This is a genomic window from Bradyrhizobium sp. 6(2017), assembly GCF_011058295.2.
Taxonomy (GTDB): Bacteria; Pseudomonadota; Alphaproteobacteria; order Rhizobiales; family Xanthobacteraceae; genus Bradyrhizobium; species Bradyrhizobium septentrionale.
In genome coordinates, this window is record NZ_CP049289.2 from 9,763,001 (window position 1) to 9,781,984 (window position 18,984).

Here is an 18,984-nt window from a genome sequence, read left to right on the forward strand (position 1 = left end):
TTTTTAAATGCTGAAACAGCGCCCATACCTGATCGAGTTTCTGACGGCCGCCGGCCTGATCGCCGCGCCCTTCGTGCTGCCGTGGCTCGGCTTCGCACCCAACACGGTGAACCGGATCCTGGTCTGGGGCCTGTTCGGGCTCGGCTTCGACATCCTGTTCGGCTTCACCGGCCTGCTGTCGTTCGGCCAATCGGCCTTCTACGGCACCGGCGGCTTCGTCGCCGCATGGCTGCTGACCCGCGCCGGCTTCCCGAACGTCGTCCTCGCGCTCGTCATCGGCATGATCGCGGCCGCCGCGGCGGGCTATCTGATCGGCCTGATCGCGCTGCGCCGCACCGGCATCTACTTCGCCATGATCACGGTGGCGATCGCGGAGGTGTTCTTCTTCGTCGAGTTCAATCCGCTGTCGGACTTCACCGGCGGCGAGAACGGGCTGCCGGGCGTGCCGACCCCGAGCTTCAATCTCGGCTTCACCACGCTGCACTTCACCACCGGCTGGTCGCTCTACCAGTTCCTGGCGCTGTGCTACTTCATCGGCGTCGTGATCGCGCTACGCATCGTGCGTTCGCCGGTCGGCGCCGTGTTCAACGCGATCAGGGACAATCCGCTGCGCGCGACCGCGGTCGGCCACAACATCCACGGCTACAAGCTGACCGCCTTCGTGATCGCCGCCGCCTATGCCGGATTTGCCGGCGGCCTGCTGGGCGTGCTGCAGGCCTTCATGCCGCCCGACGCGTTCACCTTCGACACCTCTGGGCAGCTCGTGATGCAGACGGCGATCGGCGGCCGCGGCACGCTGTTCGGGCCGCTGGTCGGCGCCGCGGTCTGGCTGTCGCTGCAGGACTTCCTGCAGGCGGCACTCGGGCTCGGCGCGGCCTGGAAGCTCGTGCTCGGCATCGTGTTCGTGCTGCTGGTCTGCTTCCTGCGCCGCGGCATCATCGGCGGCCTCGCCGATCTCTACCGGCTCGTGACCGGACCGCGCCGCACGAGCGAGCCGGACGAGAGCGCGCCGGAGACTGTCGCTGTGACAAGCGAGCGGCGTGCCGCGGCCGCCGCCGCACCGATGCCCGCCCCACCCCGCACGGACAGCAATCCGTCCGGTCCGATCCTCCAGGCCCGGGGCCTGACCAAGCGCTATGGCGGCCTGCTCGCCAACAGCGATATCGACTTCACCGTCAATCATGGTGAGCTGCGCGGCATCATCGGCCCGAACGGCGCCGGCAAATCGACCTTCTTCAAGATGCTGACCTGCGAGGTCCACCCGACCTCGGGCACCATCGTATTTGGCGGCCGCGACATCACCGGGATGAACGTCACCGACGTCTGTCAGCTCGGCCTGACCAAAAGCTACCAGGTCAACCAGCTGTTCGCCGGCCTGACGGTGCGCGAGAACCTGGTGATCGCGGCGCTGTCGGGGCTTCGCGGCAAGTTCAAGCTCGATCTGTTCCGCAGCATCGACAGCATCCCCGGCCTGTCCGAGCGCGTGCAGCAGACGCTCGAGCTGGTCAATCTGACCTCGAGGCCCGATACGCCCGTGTCGGAGCTCGCCTATGGCGAGAAGCGACGGCTCGAGATCGGGCTGGCGCTGGCAACGTCGCCGAGCCTGTTGCTGCTCGATGAGCCCTTGGCCGGCATGAGCCCGCGCGAACGCGTCGAGACCGTGAAGCTGCTGAAGTCGATCAGCCAGGGCCGCACCATGATCATCATCGACCACGACATGGATGCGCTGTTCGAGCTCGCCGAGCGCGTCACCGTGCTGCAGGAGGGCCGCGTACTGGTCGAGGGAACGCCGGAAGAGATCAAGAACAATTCGACCGTCCAGGAGGCCTATCTTGGCGGCGTGCATGGAGTGCTCGCCGCATGAGCCTGCTCGAGGTCAATAGACTGAACAGCTATTACGGGGATTCGCACATCCTGTTCGACGTCTCGATGCGGGTCGAGCGCAACGAGGTGGTGGCGCTGCTCGGCCGCAATGGCGCCGGCAAGAGCACGACGCTGAAGAGCCTGATGGGCGTGGTGACCCCGCGTCGCGGCTCGGTGATGTTCGACGGTGTCGAGATATCCGGCAGGAAGAGCCACAAGATCGCGCAGGCCGGCATGCAGCTGGTCCATGAGGAGCGCCGCATCTTCGGCAGCCTGAGCGTCGAGGAGAACCTCGTGATCGCCGGCCTGACCGCCTCGCAGCGTTGGCCGCTCGCCCGCATCTACGAGATGTTCCCGCGGCTCCGGGAGCGGCGGAGCAATCGCGGCACTGACCTGTCGGGCGGCGAGCAGCAGATGCTGGCGATCGCGCGCGCACTGGTGCGCGATCCGAAGATCATCCTGCTCGACGAGCCGTTCGAAGGACTGGCGCCGGTGATCGTGCGCGACCTGATGAAGGCGTGCCGCGATCTGGCCGAGGCCGGACAGACCATCGTGCTGGTGGAGCAGAACCTCGCCGCAACGCTCGCGCTGGCGCAGCGCATTTCCATCATCAACAATGGACACATCGTCCATGAAGGGCCCGCGCAGGAGATCAAGGCGCAGCCAGAGGTCCTGCAGCGCTATCTCGGGGTCTAACCCGCGCCGCTCCGCTCAGCTCGCAAGCGCCGCGATCATGCGTTTGGCATGATCGGCGAGCACAGCCATCTCCTCCTTGCGCGTCTGGGCGGGCAGCAGCGCGACGCCGGCCTTCACCGGCATCACATGCATATGCAAATGGAAGACGACCTGACCGCTGGCGGGTTCGCTGAATTGCTGGATGATGATGCCATCAGCGGAGAACACCTTCATCGCGGCGACGGCGATGCGCTTCGCCGACCGCGCGACGGCGGCAAGATCGTCTTCCGCGATGTCGAGGATTCCGCGCGCGGGCGCTTTCGGAATGACCAGCGTATGTCCGGGCGACCGCGGCATGATGTCGAGAAAGGCAAAGGTCCGGTCGGTTTCATGGACCTTGAAACTCGGCACCTCGCCCCGCAGGATCCTGGCGAAGATGTTCTGGTCGTCATAGCCCGTCATGGTCGTGCGTTCCGGATCGATGCGTTCTAGGCGCCGACCGTGCGCGCCGGCCGCACGGGGTGCAAGTGATATCGACGCCGCATCGACCATCGGCTAACAACGCGCGATGAGCGCATCAGCAGGACATGGCAGCCAGACCGTCGAGAGCGCCCGGCGCGCGCTCGCCGCGCGCCTCAAGGCGGCCGGCAGCGACGCCGTCGAACTCGATGCGCGGCTCTTGGTCGGCGCCGCACTGGGGCTCGATCTGACCGGCATGATCACGTCGGCAGCGCAGCCGCTGACCCCTGACGAAGCGGATCGCCTCGAGCGCCTCGCAGTGCGCCGCCTCGCCGGCGAGCCGGTCGCGCGCATTCTCGGCAGCAAGGAATTTTGGGGACTGCCGCTGCAGCTCTCCGCCGCGACGCTGGTGCCGCGCCCCGACACCGAGACTGTGGTCGAGCGCGCGCTCGAACTGCTGCGCGCCGACGGCACCGCCGGCCGCGCCTTGCGGATCGCTGATCTCGGCACCGGGTCGGGCGCGATCCTGCTGGCGCTGCTCTCGGAACTGCCCAACGCGCATGGCTTCGCCACCGACATCTCGGCGGAGGCATTGCAGACCGCGAGCCGGAACGCCGCCGAGCTCGGACTTGCCGATCGCGCGACCTGGATCAAATGCGATTACGGCAGCGGGCTGACCGGCGTGTTCGACCTGATCGTGTCCAATCCGCCCTACATCCCCTCCGCCGACATCGCCGGCCTCGACGTCGAGGTGCGTGAGCATGATCCCCGCGCGGCGCTCGATGGCGGTGCCGACGGGCTCGACGCCTACCGCGCGCTGATTTCGCAATCTGCGGGTCTTTTGACCTCAAACGGACTTCTGGTTGTGGAGGTTGGGCAGGGCCAGAGCAGCGACGTTGAAGCCCTGATGACGGCGTCCGGGTTATCCCCAACGGGGCCGCCCAGGGCCGATCTCGGGGGCGTTCCGAGGGCCGTTTCCGCCCGCCGGCTGCCCCGATAAAGTCCTATTGGAACGCAAAAAAACCTCTTGGAATATCTCCCGGGAACGACTACGTTCCGGGCACAACATCGGTGCTGGCCCCGTAATCGTTACGGGTGATGACCAGGGTTCAGCAGAGCCCGCCGATCGAAAGGTTCCAGGAACGCAGGTCACATTGAGCGCAATAGCTGAAAGCTGTGCTGCTCTCGACCGCCAAGCGAACGAAAGCCCGTTATTGCGCTTGAAGACTTACGCACGAGAACTGGGCCTGTCTCAACGGGCGCAATGATTTGGTCGCTAGCGAGATCCGCTGGCGGCGGTTGGGGAACGCGTCTTTGCTGAACGCGACTTTGCTGAACGAGATGGTCGGCGAGATCGAAGCCACTTCGGACGGTATTGCGATTCCGTGCGCCTAGGCGCGCGCCGAATCGGACTCTGAGAATCGGACTGTGGACTGCAATAACTTCAGGGCTGGAATAAAAGGCGACAGATGAGAAACGGTCAGAACAACAAGCGGATGCGCAACCGGAATAACAACAATAACAACAACAACAACAATAACCGGCGCGGCCAGAATCCCCTGACACGGGTGTACGAATCGAACGGACCCGACATCAAGATCCGCGGCACGGCCTCCCACGTGGCCGAGAAGTACGTCCAGCTGGCGCGCGATGCGCGCTCCTCCGGCGACCCGGTGGCGGCTGAAAACTACTACCAGCACGCTGAGCATTACTACCGGATCATCGCAGCGGCGCAGGAGCAGTTCAGGCAGAATCAGCAGCAACCGCGCCCCGACGCCGAGCCGATCGCGACCGACGACAGCGACGACGACAGCGACGGCTATTCGAGCTTCGGCCAGGAGCCGGGCTTCGTGCCCCAGCAGCAACAGCCCTTCATCCGCGAGAACGGCCAGCCGCCGTACCAGCGCGAGCAGCCGCCGCGCGAGCGTGAGCATCAGCCACGCGAGCACCGCGAGCGTGAGCATCGTCCGCAGCCGCAATATCAGCCGCAGCCGCCGAACCAGCCGCAGCCCGTGCTGGCCGATGCCGGCGGCGTCGATCGCCTGCCCTCGTTCATCACCGGTGGCGCGCAGCCGCAAGTCAACGGCGCCTTTGAAGGCAATGGCGGCGCAGAACGCGGCGAACGTAGCGAACGCTTCCCGCGCCGCCGCCGCCGCCCGCACGGCCCGCGCGCCGACATCGCCGCGCAGCCCGCGCCGAGCGACGACTTCAATCCGGGCAACGAATAACCCTGAAGATCTCCCATCCTCCCTTCGCGGGGAGGGTGAATAAATCGCGTCACTGGAGCTTCGGTTCTGATTGAATCAGAACCGAAGCTCCAGCTTTTTATTTTGACGCGTTTTCCCCGAGCGAACCGGCATCCACTTCGCTCGAAAACGCTCTATTCCGGGTGAATGGATTTGCGCGTCGCCGTCGATGACGGCACCAGCACCGGCCGCAATGAAGGGATCAGCTGCGTGCGCTCGCGGCGGGCAGGGATCGCGCGATAGACCTGCTTGCTCGCCTCCACGATATGCACGCCGGCGAACGGCATCGACAGCGCGGCGCCGACCCGCTCCCACGCCATCGCCGAGCGCAGAAACCAGCTGCCCTGAACCGGCGGCATGAACAGCGCCTCGCCCCACGCCGTCGGCGTGAACCAGGTCTGCCGCAACAGCTGCGTGATCTGCGCCCGCGAATAGGGCCGGCCATGGCCGAACGGCGTTGCATCGGTGCGCGTCCAGACGCCGCGCCTGTTCGGGATGATCGCGATCAGCCGCCCCGACGGCGACAGCACCCGCCACACCTCGCGCAGCAGCCGCTCCGGATCATCGGACATCTCCAACGCATGCACCAGGAGCACGCGGTCGACCGCGGCATCCGGCAGCGGCATCGAGAATTCGTCGATCAGGGTCGCCAGCGCCGGCCGCCCGGTCGGCCATTTCAGCACGCCCTGGGCCGCCGGCATGAAGGCGATGCAGCGCTCGCAGGACTCACGGAACAGGCCGAGATAGGGCGTCGGATAGCCGAGGCCGAGCACACGCTGGCCCTCCGCATTCGGCCAGCGCGCACGGAGGCCGCGGTTGATCAGCTGCCGCGCCACGATGCCGAGGCGCTGCGAATAGAAATCGCGCAGGTCGATGACGTCCATGGCCGCTAGCCTAACATGCCCCCTGCTGCCGGGGAGCGCGGAAATTTGCGTTGCCGCCGGAGCGTTAACGCCATATTTCACCCCTATACTGGACGCGTTAAAAGCATGATCCGAAAGCGTGGGCACCGGCTTTTCGAAACATCATGCTCTGACCTGTCCGTCCCGTTTGTTCGTGGAGATATCATGACCGCCGAGATTCGCACCTTCAGCTGCCTCACCGACAATTTCGGGTATCTGATCCACGATCCCGCGACCGGGGCAACGGCGTCGATCGACGCGCCGGAGGCCGGCCCGATCATCAAGGCGCTGGAGCACGAAGGCTGGACGCTGACCGACATCCTGATCACCCATCACCATGGCGACCATGTCGGCGGCGTCGCCGAGCTGAAGCAGAAATTTGGCTGCCGCGTCGTCGCCCCGCACGATAAGTCGGCGAAGATCGCCAATGTCGACCTGCGCGCCGCCAATGCCGACGTGATCAAGGTCGGCAGCCTGCTCGCGCGCGTGGTGGAGACCCCTGGCCATACGCTCGACCATATCTCCTATGTGTTCGACGGCGAGAAGGCGGTGTTCGCCGCCGACACACTGTTCTCGATCGGATGCGGGCGGGTTTTCGAAGGCAGCTATCCGATGATGTGGGATTCGCTTTTGAAGCTGCGCTCGCTGCCGGACGATTTTCGTCTGTATTGCGGCCATGAATACACCGCATCGAACGTCAAATTCGCGCTCACCATCGAGCCCGACAACGCAGCCTTGCAGGCGCGTGCGGAGGAAGTGACGCGGCTGCGCGCCGAGAACAAGCCGACGATACCCGTGCTGCTCGGCGACGAGAAGAAGGCCAACGTGTTCCTGCGCGCCGACGAGCCGGTGGTCGCGGCCAAGCTGCACATGAAGGGCGCCGATCCGGCCCAGGTGTTCGGCGAGCTCCGCGAGCGCAAGAACAAGTCGTGATGGCCGACCTTGATGTCTAAGTTCTCGGCTGCCGACATCATCGCACGGCTCGACCTGAAGCCGCACCCGGAAGGCGGGCATTATCGCGAGACGTTTCGCGACGAGAATTGTGACGCCAATGGGCGCGCCCGCTCGACTGCAATCTACTTCCTGCTGGCGCGCGGCGAACGCTCGCATTGGCACCGCATCGACGCAGTCGAGATGTGGCACTATTACGCCGGCGCGCCGCTAACCGTGCGGATCGCGCAGGACGGCGAGCCGCCGCATGCGATCACGCTCGGGCCTGACGTCATCAGCGGCGAGCAACCGCAGGCGATCGTGCCGGCGAACGCCTGGCAGGCCGCTGAAAGCAGCGGCGACTGGACGCTGGTCGGCTGCACCGTCGCGCCGGCATTCGAGTTCGCGACATTCGAGCTGGCGCCGAAGGGCTGGGAGCCGGCGTCGTAAGGCATTTGTAGGATGGGTAGAGCGCAGCGAAACCCATCAACTTTTATCCACGCGGCGAGATGATGGGTTTCGCTGTGCTCTACCCATCCTACATTCTTTTTCTCAGCACCATATCCTTGGCCGCGATCAGGCCGCCGCCGGCGATCAGGATCGCGGCGATCGCGATGTTGGCGCTCGGTTTGGCAAAACCCGCGAGGATCAGGAACGCGGTCGAGAGCAGTGGCGTGGCGTAGGATGCGGCGCCGAGCACGCGGATGTCGCCGCGCTTCATGCCGATGTCCCAGGCAAAGAACGCAGCCCCCACCGGACCGATGCCGAGCGCCACAACGGCAAGCCATTGCAGCGGCGTTGCCGGCCACACCGTGGTCTCCGCCATCATGTGCACGAGCGCGGCAAGCACCGCGGTCGCAAGGCAGAAGCCCGCCACCGCATCTGTCGGCACAGCCTTGAGCCGGCGCGACATCACCGAATAGGCAGCCCAGACGAACGCCGCGACGAAGGCCGCCGCGAAACCTGGAATCTGCTCGCTCGTGAAGGCGCCGGTATTGCCGGCGAACAGCAGCACGGTGCCGGCAAGACCAAGCAGCGCGCCGACGATGTGATGGATCGCAAGCCGCTCGCCCGGCAGCAGCGAGGAGAACAGCACGATCAACAGCGGCCAGAGATAATTGAGCAGGCCGGCCTCGGCCGGCGGCGCGAAACGCAGTGCCAGGAAGTACAGCGCGTGATAGCCGAACAGCCCGCCGACACCGACGACCCAGGCAATCGGCGACTGCTTCAATGCGCCGAAGGCTGCGGGACGGAACAGGAAGCTTGCGAACGCGACTGCGGCGCCGATCGCGAAGGTCATCGCGGCGAGCTGGAACGCCGGGATCTTGCCGGTCGCGACCGTCATGACCGACAGCAGCGACCACATCAGGATGGCGGTCAGTCCGACAAGGGTGGCAGTACGGGTCGTCATCTTGCTCGGGAGGTCTCTCCGTCATGGCCGGGCATAGCCGTCCGAAGGACGGCGTCGCTCCCGCTCGCCTGCGTCCCGGCCATCCACGTCTTCCTGGCCGCGAGTTTCAAGACGTGGATGCCCGGGACAAGCCCGGGCATGACGACTTCATTGATAGAACGCCTGCGACGCGACGACGCTTGTCGCGTCAGGCGTGATACTGGCCGCCATTGATGGTCAGCGTCGAGCCGGTGATGAAGCCGGCGTCGTCGGCGGCGAGGAACACCACGGCGCGCGCGATCTCCTCGGGTTCGCCGAGCCGGTTGACCGGGATCTGCGGGATGACGTTCTTCTCGAGCACGTCCTTCGGCACCGCCTGCACCATCTCGGTGTTGATATAGCCCGGGCAGATCACGTTGACGGTGATGCCGCCCTTGGCGTTCTCCAGCGCCAGCGCCTTGGTGAAGCCGATATCGCCGGCCTTTGCCGCGGAGTAGTTGACCTGGCCGAACTGGCCCTTCTGGCCGTTGATCGAGGAGATCGAGATGACGCGGCCGAACTTGCGGGCGCGCATGCCCTCGATCACCTGGCGCGTCATGTTGAACAGCGAGCCGAGGTTGGTGTTGATCACGGCATTCCACTGCTCCAGCGTCATCTTGTGGAATGCGGTATCCTTGGTGATGCCGGCATTGTTGACGAGCACATCGACCGGGCCGAGATCGGCCTCGACCTGCTTCACGCCGGCCGCGCAAGCGTCGAACGATGAGACATCCCACTTGTAGACGGGAATCCCGCTCTCCGCCTTGAACTTCTCCGCCGCGGCGTCATTGCCGGCGTAGCTCGCCGCCACGTTGTAGCCCGCCGCTTTCAGCGCCTTGCTGATCGCGCCTCCAATGCCCCGCGTTCCGCCCGTCACCAATGCAACACGTGCCATGTCCGTTTCCTCCTTGGCCGTCTTTTATAACCGGATTGCTCCGGTCTTCGCACTCACTCAACAAAGCGCGATGAGATTAGGTTGAATTGTCATCGCGCTTTAGCTCCCTTTTTTTGAGCATGATCTTTTCGGGAAACCGCTTCACACTTTTCCGGATCATGCTCTCGAAACAAAAATGCCCGGCACAAAGCCGGGCATCATGTTTATCAGCTCGCGCCGCGGTTGACAGATGATCTTTTCATCACCTAACCGACCTCGCTGCCTTTTGTTCAGTCGCGTGCAACGCACATAGCGATGCCCATGCCGCCGCCGATGCACAGCGTCGCGAGGCCCTTCTTGGCGTCGCGCTTCTGCATCTCGTGCAACAGCGTCACCAGCACGCGCGCGCCGGACGCGCCGACCGGATGGCCGATCGCGATCGCGCCGCCATTGACGTTGACCTTGGCCGGATCCCAGCCGAGGTCCTTGTTGACGGCGCAGGCTTGCGCGGCGAACGCCTCGTTGGCCTCGATCAGGTCGAGATCGGCGATGTTCCAGCCGGCCCTCTTCAGCGCGGTGCGCGACGCCGGGATCGGTCCGGTGCCCATGATCTTGGGGTCGACGCCGGCCTGGCCCCACGAGACGATGCGGGCGAGCACCTTCTTGCCCTGCTTGGCGGCTTCCTTGGCGGTCATCAGCACGACGGCGGCGGCGCCGTCATTGATGCCCGAGGCGTTGCCGGCGGTGACGGTGCCGTCCTTCTCGAAGGCCGCGCGGAGCTTGGCCATCGCATCGATCGTGGCGCCATGACGCGGATACTCGTCGGTGTCGACCACGATATCGCCCTTGCGGCTCTTAATCGTGACCGGGACGATCTCGTCCTTGAACTTGCCGGCCTTCTGCGCCGCCTCGGCCTTGTTCTGCGAGGCGACCGCGAACTCGTCCTGTTGCGAGCGGGTGATCTGGTACTGCTTGGCGACGTTCTCGGCGGTGTTGCCCATGTGGTAGCCGTTGAAGGCATCCCACAGCCCGTCCTTGATCATGGTGTCGATCAGCTCGAGGCCGCCCATCTTGACGCCGCCGCGCAGATATTGCGCGTGCGGGGCCATGCTCATGGATTCCTGGCCGCCGGCGACGACAACCGAGGAATCGCCGTTGAGCAGCGCCTGGTAGCCGAGCGCAACCGTGCGCAGGCCCGAGCCGCAGAGCTGGTTGACGCCCCAGGCCGGGCTTTCCACCGGGATGCCGGCTGCGATTGAGGCCTGGCGGGCCGGGTTCTGGCCCTGGGCGGCAGTGAGGATCTGGCCCATGATGACTTCGGAGACCTGACCGGCCTCGACGCCGGCACGCTCAAGCGCCGCCTTGATGGCGATCGCGCCGAGGTCGTGGGCCGGCGTGGTGGCGAACGCGCCGTTGAAGCTGCCGACGGGGGTGCGGGCGGCGCTGACGATGACGACATCGTCTGACATGGACATCTCCTATTGGTTGTAGCTGGGTTTCTCGACGGCGGGCGGCCGGTCTGGCGGGCCTGTCTCTTGACGGCTATCCTGTAAACCTCGTTGGGACATGTCAATCGAACTGTCACGCAAATCGCGCCGCGACGCACTCAAAATGACGCTCTTGGCACTTTCCTGAGCAATCCCTTTGCTTTGAGATTAACCGTGCCGCACAAAACGGTAGCCGAACCGCTTTGAAAATGCTTACCTTTGCTGCGATGCGTTGCATTTAGCCCAGCGGCGATGCCGTTCGGGTTCCAGGTTCTTCGGTGTTGAAGTGAGAGCCCATGGCAAAATCTGAACAACCGACCACGATCAAGAAATACGCGAACCGGCGGCTCTATAATACCGGTACGAGCACCTATGTGACGCTCGAGGATCTCGCGGCGATGGTGAAGGAAGGCGAGGATTTCCTCGTCTATGACGCCAAGACCGGCGACGACATCACCCGCTCCGTGCTCGCGCAGATCATCTTCGAGCAGGAAAACAAGGCCGGCCAGAACCTGCTGCCGACCACGTTCCTGCGCCAGCTGATCCGCTTCTACGGCGACAGCATGCAGATGGTGGTGCCGAAATATCTCGAGCAGTCGATCGATCAGCTGACCCGGGAACAGGAGAGATTTCGCAAGCAGATCGCGGGCGCCCTGAGCGGTACGCCGTTTGCCCCCCTGGAAGAACAGGTCCGCCGCAATATGGAGCTGTTCCAGCAGACTTTCTCGATGTTCAAGCCGTTCGTGCCGCAGCGCGGCGGAACTGAAGCCGAGAAGCTGCCGGAGCCTGCGGCCGACAACGGCAACATCGACGACCTGCGCCGCCAGATGAAGGACATGCAGGAACGCCTCGAGCGCATGTCGGCGCCGAAGAAGGACGAGTAGGTCCTTATCGCCGATCGGCCGGACCGACCGGCCGCCGTTACCTTGCGAATCCTGGCTTCGCGAAATCCTGACGGCGCCTCTGGCCGCCGTCAGGCGCAGCTGCCTGCGGCTTCGCCAAACATGCTCTTGCGCACGATCGCGTGCACGCCCCAATTGCCGTCGGCAACCTGCGTGACGCCGAAATCGACGCCGAGCGAGATCAGCGCCAGCGCTTCGTCCTCGCTGAGGCGGTAGCACTCCATCAGGAATTTGCGCGTCGCGCGGAACGCATTGCGCAGCGCGAGATCGACCGACGAACGCTGGTAGATTTCCGACTGCGCGTTGCGGCCGAGCTCGCGCAGATAATTGCCGTAGCTGAAGCCGTGCAGGATCCACGCCTCCGGCGTTTCCAGCAGCGGGTGCGCCAGTCCCTCGACCTGCGGCTTGGCGGCCTGGCCGCGCTTGTGCACGACGAGGCGAAACCGGCCGGTGAGCGAAAGCTCCAGCGCGGTGCCGTTGATCTCGCCGTCGCCTTGCGCGAAATGCGGATCGCCGATCGAAAACAGGGCGCCGGGCACGGCGACCGGAAGATAGAGCGTGGTGCCCTTGGTGGCGCGCCAATTGTCGACATTGCCGCCGAAATAGCCGGGCGGAATCGAATCGATGATGTCGGACTCGCGCGGCGCCACGGCCATGAAGCCGAAATGCAATCGTGCCGGGATGCGCACGCCGGCCAGCACGCCCGGCTGCTTCTCGACGATGGCGTGATCGACCGGCACGCCCGGGTAATCCATCGTGGGGTGGCGCACGCCGAACGGATCGGTCTGCGGCGTCCAGCGATAGGAATAGACCGCGCGGGCCCACTCCGCCTGCGCATCGGTCTCGAAGATCGTGATGGTCTCGCGCTTGGCCGGCGGATCGATCAGGTCGTTGTACTGGAAGCCCCACCACGCCGCAGCGTTGCTGCCGAACGACTTGCCGGCGAAGGCTGGATTGGCGGAAGGCCGCGGCCAGATATCGAGGATCTGCACCTCGAGCACGTCGCCCGGCTCCGCGCCGCAGACATGGATCGGGCCGGTGCAGATGTGCACGCCAAAACCTTCACCGGCGCCGCGGCCGAAGATCGAACCGTCCATCGGACCGGCACCGCGCCGTTCGATCGCCTTGCCCTCGGCGGTCCAGTGAAACACGCTCTCCGCGCCCGGATCGCCCTTGATCATGCGCTCATGGTCGTCGAAGGCGTGCTGGGTCAGCGTCTCGATCGTCACCAGCGCGCCCGACTGCACGCGCATGACAGGCGGAATGGCGCGGCTGAGATAGCCCCAATGCGCGGTCTCCCTGGACACCTTGAGATGGTGATGTGACGCGTCCGGCGGTGCCGCTGGCGGCTCAACCGGCAGGACCGGCTCTTGCCGCGCGACGCTCTCGCGAGCCGCCTGGCTCGGCGCGAGCCGCAGCACCGTTCCAGCCGCCGCTCGCGCACATAGGCCGAGAATGTCGTGTTCTGCCGCTCGAACAGCCGTTGCAGATAACGCTGCGAGAGCCCCTCCTGGCGCGCGATATCCGCAATCGTCAGGCTGGCATTGCCAAGCTGGGCCTCGATCGCGGCATCGACCCGGCGTAGATGGCCGGCCTGGACCTGCGTCATCGTCTCGGCATCGAGCCGGGTCTCGCCGAGCAGCGCGCCGGCGACGAGCTCCGTGACCGCAACCTCAGCCGTGGCGAGATCGGCCTTGTCCAGGACCGCGAAATTGCCGCCCAATGTCCGCATCACTGGACGGACGGAAGCGGCGGCAATCGTCGCTCCGAGCACGGTCGGCAGACGCAGGCGGTTGTGCCCGAGCCGGCCGAACAGCCGCTCGCGCGGCAATTCGAGCAGCAGGATTTCGAAATCCTCCCGCAACGTCATGCGCCAGGGCGATTGCAGGTCGCACACCGAGACGTCGTTGTCGGCGAACTCGCAGCTGCGTTGCCCGGATGTGATGCTGCCGCGGCCGCTGGCATGGAAGATGATGGCGACCATCGCCGGCATTGCCGGCGATGCCGCATGACCGTTGCAGACGATCTGCTGTTCGGTCGAACGTAGCAGCGCGAGCTGCGCGCCGCTGGTCGAACGCTTTGCGCTCAACTCGCCGAACTGGAATGGGCCCTCCGGCAATTCACAATCGAGCCGCAAACCGGACAGCGCTTCGCGCCAGACCTCCCGCCGGTTTTGCCGCGGGATCGCATCGACCGAAACCCGGTAGGTCGTCGCGACCATCACCCCTCCAGGCCGCCGCACCGCGGCCTTCCAGTCACAGAGCCGTGAAGACAGCGTGCACCGATTGCGGGAGGGCGGCAAGCGTGTTGCGGTGGCACGAATTGCCCAGCCTTCGTGCAGCGGGCGACATGGGTTCCTCGGCCGGCGCGGACGCAGCGCAACTTGACCCCATGCGTCCGAATTCTTGACCACGCCCGCCATCCCGCGAAACAAAGGCGGCTGCGGCAGACGTTTTGCACGCGCTCTCACGCAGCGGAGAAGGCACGCGCACCGGCAAATTATTGGGCGCGCCCGGTCATGTCGGGACGACGCGGCGCGGTGCACTCTCACGCTCACTTTTCGAACCAAAGGGAGAGCAGAGATGTGCGCAGGTGACGACAAGAACTGCCCGGACTTCGAATTGCATCATCGCCAGTTCAAGGAGACGCTCGACCGGGAACGCCGCTCGTTCCTGCGGTCGAGCTTCGCGGCGGCGGGCGGCGCCGCGGCGATGACCGCGGGCGGCATCTCGCTGGTGACGCCGAAGATGGCGGCCGCTGCCGAGAAGCATCAGCCGGCGCAGCGCGCCTATCACCATCTGCCGGCGACTGCCGACACCGTGCACTGGGGTTATTTCAGCAAGACGCTGAAGCCGGCCGTCGAGATCAATTCCGGCGACTTCATCACGATCGAAGCGCTGACCCACCACGCCAATGACGATGCCGAGCGCATGGTCAAGGGCGATCCCGGCGTCGAGAGCGTGTATCTTTGGACCAAGGAGAAGAAGGGCGTGAACCGGCGCGGTGCCGGCCCGATGGATGCCTCGCTGTTCGGACGCGGTGCCGGCGAAGGCCTCGGCGTGCATATCTGCACCGGGCCGGTGTTCGTGCGCGGCGCCGAGGAAGGCGACGTGATCGAGCTGCGCATCATCGACGTCGCGCCGCGGCCCTGCGCCAATCCGAAATATCCGGGCAAGGCGTTCGGCAGCAACGCTGCGGCGTGGTGGGGCTTCCACTACAAGGATTTGCTCACCGAGCCGAAGCCGCGCGAGGTCATCACCATCTACGAGGTCGACGCGACAGGCGAACGCAACTGGGCGCGCGCGGTCTACAATTTCACCTGGACGCCGCAGACCGATCCGTCCGGCGTGGTGCACAAGACGATCGACTATCCCGGCGTCCCGGTCGATCATTCGACGATCAAGGAGAATCACGGCATCCTGAAGAACGTCCGCATCCCGGTGCGCCCGCATTTCGGCGTGATCGGGCTCGCGCCCAAGGAAGCCGACTTCGTCGATTCGATCCCGCCGAGCTACACCGGCGGCAACATCGACAATTGGCGCATCGGCAAGGGCGCCACGATGTACTACCCGGTGGCGGTCGAAGGCGGGCTGCTGTCGGTCGGCGATTCCCACGCCTCACAGGGCGATTCCGAACTGTGCGGCACCGCGATCGAATGCTCGCTCAACGGCACTTTCCAGATCATCCTGCACAAGAAGGCTGACCTCGCCGGCACCGCGCTGGAAGCGCTCGACTACCCGATGCTGGAGACCAAGGACGAATGGCTGGTGCACGGCTTCAGCTTCGCGAACTATCTGAACGAGCTCGGGCCCAAGGCGCAGTCGGAAATCTACAGCAAATCGTCGGTGGACCTCGCGCTGCGCGACGCCTTCCGCAAGATGCGCAAATTCCTGATGACGACGAAGAAGCTGACCGAGGACGAGGCGATCTCGCTGATCTCGCTCGGCGTCGATTTCGGCGTCACCCAGGTGGTCGACGGCAATTGGGGCGTCCATGCGGTGATCCGCAAGGACATCTTCGCCGGCGGCGATAGCTGACGGAAAGAATCTGGAGCGCGGCGATCCGCCGATCATCGCGCTTCAGCCGCGTCGAAGCCTTGGCGTAGACGGGACCGGGCGATCCAGTATTCCAGAGACGCCAGAGTTCCAACCGCTACGGCGCGGCGGTGCTGGATACCCGCTTTCGCGGGTATGACGACCGACATTGTGGATCAGCTTGCGGCCGCTCAGCCCGCGGCGGGCACGGCCTTCTCGGCCGGTGCGTTCCAAGGCCGGTCCGGCGAAGCGAGGCCGATCAGGCGGCCCTGGATGAAGTCGCAGCCCCACTCGCGCAACATCACGGCGGCCTCTTCGTCCTGCACCCATTCGGCAACCGTCTTGATCTCAAGACGGCGGGCGAGATCGATCAGCGTCTGCACGAAGGCGCGGTCGTCGGCCGAGCGCACGATGTTCTGCACGAAGGCGCCATCGATTTTGACAATATCGACGCCGAGCTTGCGCAGATTTCGAAACGAGGTGTAGCCGGCGCCGAAATCGTCGATCGCGATCCGGCTGCCGAAATTCTTCAGCCGTGTCACGAAGCCGCGGACGTCGTCGATGTCCTGGATCGCGACCGTCTCGGTAATCTCGACGATCAGCCGCTCGCCGACGCCGGGATGCGCCCGCATCAGCGATTCGATGGTGGCCCACCAGTCCGGGTCCATCGTGGTGTCGGGCGAGATGTTGAGGCTGAGCTGGACATCAGGTGCGGCGGCGAGCTCGGCGATGGCCAGCTCCAGCACGCGATGATCGACCATCCGGATCAGGCCGAGCCGCTCGGCGACCGGCACGATATCAGGCGCGAGCAGCGCCCGGCCGTCGTCCTGCTCCATGCGGACCAGGCACTCGTAAAACGAAGCCTGCCGCGAACGCGCATCGACCACCGGCTCGAAGCCGATCACGATACGGCGCTCGTTCAGCGCGGTGACGATCTCGTCGGTGACGCGGATGTTGACGCGGCGCTGGGCGTCGCGCTCGACATTCGGCTTCCACAGCGCGAACGATCCGGCGCGGCGGCTCTTGGCGGCGTCCAGCGTCTCCTGGGCGCGATTGACCGCTTCCTCCGCCGACCTGGCATGGCGCGGGATGGTGACGGCGCCGATCGACACGGTCACCGACACCGGGCCGGATTTGGTCGGCACCACCTCGTCGCGGACTGCGGCGAGGAAGCGCTCGGCCGCGATGTTGGTGTCATCGACGGTGCAGTTGCGCAGGATCAGGCCGAACTTGTTGCCGGAGAAGCGGCCGAGCATGTCGCCGCTGCGCAGCCGGGCGCGGATCCGCTTCGCAACCTCGGCGATGACGGCGTCCGCGACATCGAAGCCGAAGGCATCGTTGACTCGCGCCAGGTGATCGATGCCGATCAGCATGAAGGCGCAGGAGGTGCGGAAGCGCGCGCACTCCTCGATCGTCTCGGCGAGCGAGGCGATCAGATAGGTGCGGTTGAGCTCGTTGGTCAGCGGATCGTGCCGCGACAGCTTCATGAGCTGCTCGTCGCGGGCGTGCCGTTCATTGTTGATGCGGACGACGCCTTGCACCAGCGCCGGCCTGCCGTCGGCGCCGGCAAACCAGCAGCCGGTCTCCTCGATCCAGATCACCGGCGCCGAGGTGACGGCGCGCACGCCATATTCGATCCGGTAGGGAACGCCCTCCCCGCTGCGCACAGTCGCGGCCTGGCCGAGCGCATCTGATCGAACCGAACGCATTGGCTCGATCAGCTTGGCGAGCTCGGCGCCGCTCGCGAGCGCAGCGACTGGGATATCCGGGAAGACCGTCGCCGCATTGTCGCTCCAGGCGATCGCGTCGCTCGCCAGGTCCCAGGCGAACGTTGCCTGGCCGAGCGAGGCGAGGATGCTGGCAGCTGGCGGGACAGGTGGCATCGAACATGTCTCGATTTGGGACGGCGCCCGGTGATTCTGCACGCCCTCAAGATAGTGGTTCCGGCGAATCCAACGCTAGGAGAAGTTGATAAATAATCTGGAAACCACGTTTGCGACTACCGGGGAACGAACTGGGGATGCCGGGCATGACCCTTGCCACGGGGGTGTTGCGGAGGGACGCAACGTCCCAAAGTATGACGGTCAACGGGTCTGCGTGCGATGCCTGATATCGATCAAGCGGAAATCCTGGACGGCGAGGTTACAGGCGAACCTGCAGCCCCCTGCACCGCGTTGGTGCCGCTGGCCACGACCACCCATTGGGCGCCCAAGATTCCGCTGCCGCATGCCGATCCGTCGTTTGTGGCGCAGCTGATCGCAACCGCCGCCCACGAACCGCAGACGTGCGAGCTGCGGCGTGGGTCATTGGCCGACGCGCAAAGCGCCTACGGCCCGCACATCGACGAACGCCGCAGCGTCGCACGGCGCACCCGGCAGATCATCTAGATTCCAGAAGAGTATCAGCGCTGCGGCGTGTCCGACGGTGGCTGGCCGCCCGGCTGCAAATCCGGCGAGGTCACCGTCGGCTTTGGCGCGGACTGATCGAGCAGCACGGACTCCGCGACCGACGTCGCCGGAGGGACGGATGCGGCCGGCAGCGGCGCGGCAGGCGCCGGTGTGACGACAGTGGCCGGCGCGGGCTCGGCGACCGGCGCAGGCCGAGGCGCCTCAGCCGCTGCGGGCTGCGACTTGCTGACGCTCGGCGCAGGTGCCGCGACCACCGCACGGCGGCGGGTGCGCAGCGCAATTCCGGAAATGAAATCGACCAGCGCCAGCAGCGTGAGCAGGCCATAGGTCGAATTGCCGAATTTCGGCCAGAGCACGAATTCGGCGGCGGCCGCGCCGAACACGATCAGCGACAGCAGATGGTCGGTGAGAAATTTCGCGCCGGGCCGAGCGCCCTTGATGACCTCGAGCAGCAACAGCAGCACGCCGGCGGCGAGCAGCATGTCGCTGAGCGTGATCTGCCACTGCTCACCCGAGAGCAATGTCAGCCTGATCAGCGGGTCCGTGAAGGACACGCCGGGCATCAGGAAGGCGATGATGTTGTAGACCGCGAGCGGAACCAGCAGCAGCGGAAAACCGACCATCGGGGCTTGCGCCTTATTCCAGGGAGAACCAGCATGCGGCGATGCCTACGCTTCGCCGCGGACGCGCCCGTCTTGACCGGCCTCGTTGGCCGAATTCGGGCGCAGCGCCGTTTTGTTCGGAGCATGATCTTATCGGAAAACCGCTAGACACT

At 65.3% G+C, this 18,984-nt stretch carries 16 protein-coding genes and 1 pseudogene; 9 read left to right on the forward strand and 8 right to left on the reverse strand.

The window, feature by feature from the left end; genetic code table 11:
* Nucleotides 1–7: 7 nt before the first annotated feature.
* Both G6P99_RS46390 and G6P99_RS46395 read left to right on the forward strand, forming a co-directional pair.
* Nucleotides 8–1,864, forward strand: coding sequence for an ABC transporter permease subunit (locus G6P99_RS46390; RefSeq protein WP_029079555.1), 1,857 nt, complete (start codon nt 8–10; stop codon nt 1,862–1,864).
* Entirely contained in the window at nt 1,861–2,559 is a 699-nt protein-coding gene (locus G6P99_RS46395) for an ABC transporter ATP-binding protein (RefSeq protein WP_165126858.1), read from the forward strand. Before G6P99_RS46390 ends, G6P99_RS46395 begins: the two co-directional genes overlap by 4 nt.
* 15 nt (nt 2,560–2,574) lie before the next feature.
* On the opposite strand, the gene G6P99_RS46400 is transcribed toward G6P99_RS46395, so the two are convergent.
* On the reverse strand, nt 2,575–3,000 hold the full coding sequence (locus tag G6P99_RS46400) for an HIT family protein (protein ID WP_029079553.1): 426 nt from the start codon (nt 2,998–3,000) through the stop codon (nt 2,575–2,577).
* Nucleotides 3,001–3,106: 106 nt separating this feature from the next.
* Here G6P99_RS46400 and prmC point away from each other — a divergent pair, with 106 nt between their 5' ends.
* The gene (prmC, locus tag G6P99_RS46405; protein ID WP_029079552.1) at nt 3,107–3,997 is read left to right on the forward strand and encodes a peptide chain release factor N(5)-glutamine methyltransferase; all 891 of its coding nucleotides are present in this window, start codon (nt 3,107–3,109) and stop codon (nt 3,995–3,997) included.
* A 469-nt stretch (nt 3,998–4,466) separates the two neighbouring features.
* On the forward strand, nt 4,467–5,225 hold the full coding sequence (locus tag G6P99_RS46410; protein WP_029079551.1) for a DUF4167 domain-containing protein: 759 nt from the start codon (nt 4,467–4,469) through the stop codon (nt 5,223–5,225).
* A gap of 152 nt (nt 5,226–5,377) precedes the next feature.
* Here the strand turns inward: G6P99_RS46410 and G6P99_RS46415 are convergent, their stop codons facing one another.
* Nucleotides 5,378–6,127, reverse strand: a complete 750-nt coding sequence (locus tag G6P99_RS46415; protein WP_029079550.1) for a class I SAM-dependent methyltransferase — start codon at nt 6,125–6,127, stop codon at nt 5,378–5,380.
* Nucleotides 6,128–6,310: 183 nt separating this feature from the next.
* Here G6P99_RS46415 and gloB point away from each other — a divergent pair, with 183 nt between their 5' ends.
* Nucleotides 6,311–7,078, forward strand: coding sequence for a hydroxyacylglutathione hydrolase (gene gloB / locus G6P99_RS46420; protein ID WP_029079549.1), 768 nt, complete (start codon nt 6,311–6,313; stop codon nt 7,076–7,078).
* A 12-nt stretch (nt 7,079–7,090) separates the two neighbouring features.
* Complete coding sequence (locus tag G6P99_RS46425; RefSeq protein WP_029079548.1) at nt 7,091–7,525, forward strand: cupin domain-containing protein; 435 nt, start codon at nt 7,091–7,093, stop codon at nt 7,523–7,525.
* Nucleotides 7,526–7,613: 88 nt separating this feature from the next.
* Here G6P99_RS46425 and G6P99_RS46430 read toward each other — a convergent pair whose 3' ends face one another.
* The 3 genes from G6P99_RS46430 to G6P99_RS46440 form a co-directional block, all read right to left on the reverse strand.
* On the reverse strand, nt 7,614–8,486 hold the full coding sequence (locus G6P99_RS46430; RefSeq protein WP_029079547.1) for a DMT family transporter: 873 nt from the start codon (nt 8,484–8,486) through the stop codon (nt 7,614–7,616).
* Between the two features lie 187 nt (nt 8,487–8,673).
* Nucleotides 8,674–9,399: an acetoacetyl-CoA reductase gene (gene phbB, locus G6P99_RS46435; protein WP_029079546.1), complete on the reverse strand. Its 726-nt coding sequence runs from the start codon at nt 9,397–9,399 to the stop codon at nt 8,674–8,676.
* Nucleotides 9,400–9,668: 269 nt separating this feature from the next.
* Nucleotides 9,669–10,847 (reverse strand): acetyl-CoA C-acetyltransferase, encoded by a 1,179-nt coding sequence (locus G6P99_RS46440; RefSeq protein ID WP_029079545.1) that lies wholly within the window; start codon nt 10,845–10,847, stop codon nt 9,669–9,671.
* Between the two features lie 314 nt (nt 10,848–11,161).
* Here G6P99_RS46440 and phaR point away from each other — a divergent pair, with 314 nt between their 5' ends.
* Complete coding sequence (phaR, locus tag G6P99_RS46445; protein WP_029079544.1) at nt 11,162–11,749, forward strand: polyhydroxyalkanoate synthesis repressor PhaR; 588 nt, start codon at nt 11,162–11,164, stop codon at nt 11,747–11,749.
* 89 nt (nt 11,750–11,838) lie between these two features.
* Here the strand turns inward: phaR and G6P99_RS47910 are convergent.
* Nucleotides 11,839–13,766: pseudogene (locus G6P99_RS47910) on the reverse strand (acetamidase/formamidase family protein); the annotation flags it as partial.
* A 583-nt stretch (nt 13,767–14,349) separates the two neighbouring features.
* Here G6P99_RS47910 and G6P99_RS46460 point away from each other — a divergent pair.
* Nucleotides 14,350–15,804, forward strand: coding sequence for an acetamidase/formamidase family protein (locus G6P99_RS46460; protein ID WP_029079542.1), 1,455 nt, complete (start codon nt 14,350–14,352; stop codon nt 15,802–15,804).
* Nucleotides 15,805–15,992: 188 nt separating this feature from the next.
* Here G6P99_RS46460 and G6P99_RS46465 read toward each other — a convergent pair whose 3' ends face one another.
* A complete protein-coding gene (locus G6P99_RS46465; RefSeq protein WP_035976480.1) occupies nt 15,993–17,684 on the reverse strand; it encodes a putative bifunctional diguanylate cyclase/phosphodiesterase in 1,692 nt (563 codons plus the stop codon).
* A gap of 219 nt (nt 17,685–17,903) precedes the next feature.
* Between G6P99_RS46465 and G6P99_RS46470 the strand changes: the two genes are divergently transcribed.
* Entirely contained in the window at nt 17,904–18,188 is a 285-nt protein-coding gene (locus G6P99_RS46470) for a hypothetical protein (RefSeq protein ID WP_029079540.1), read from the forward strand.
* A gap of 14 nt (nt 18,189–18,202) precedes the next feature.
* Here the strand turns inward: G6P99_RS46470 and G6P99_RS46475 are convergent, their stop codons facing one another.
* The gene (locus tag G6P99_RS46475; protein ID WP_029079539.1) at nt 18,203–18,832 is read right to left on the reverse strand and encodes a hypothetical protein; all 630 of its coding nucleotides are present in this window, start codon (nt 18,830–18,832) and stop codon (nt 18,203–18,205) included.
* Nucleotides 18,833–18,984: the final 152 nt, after the last annotated feature.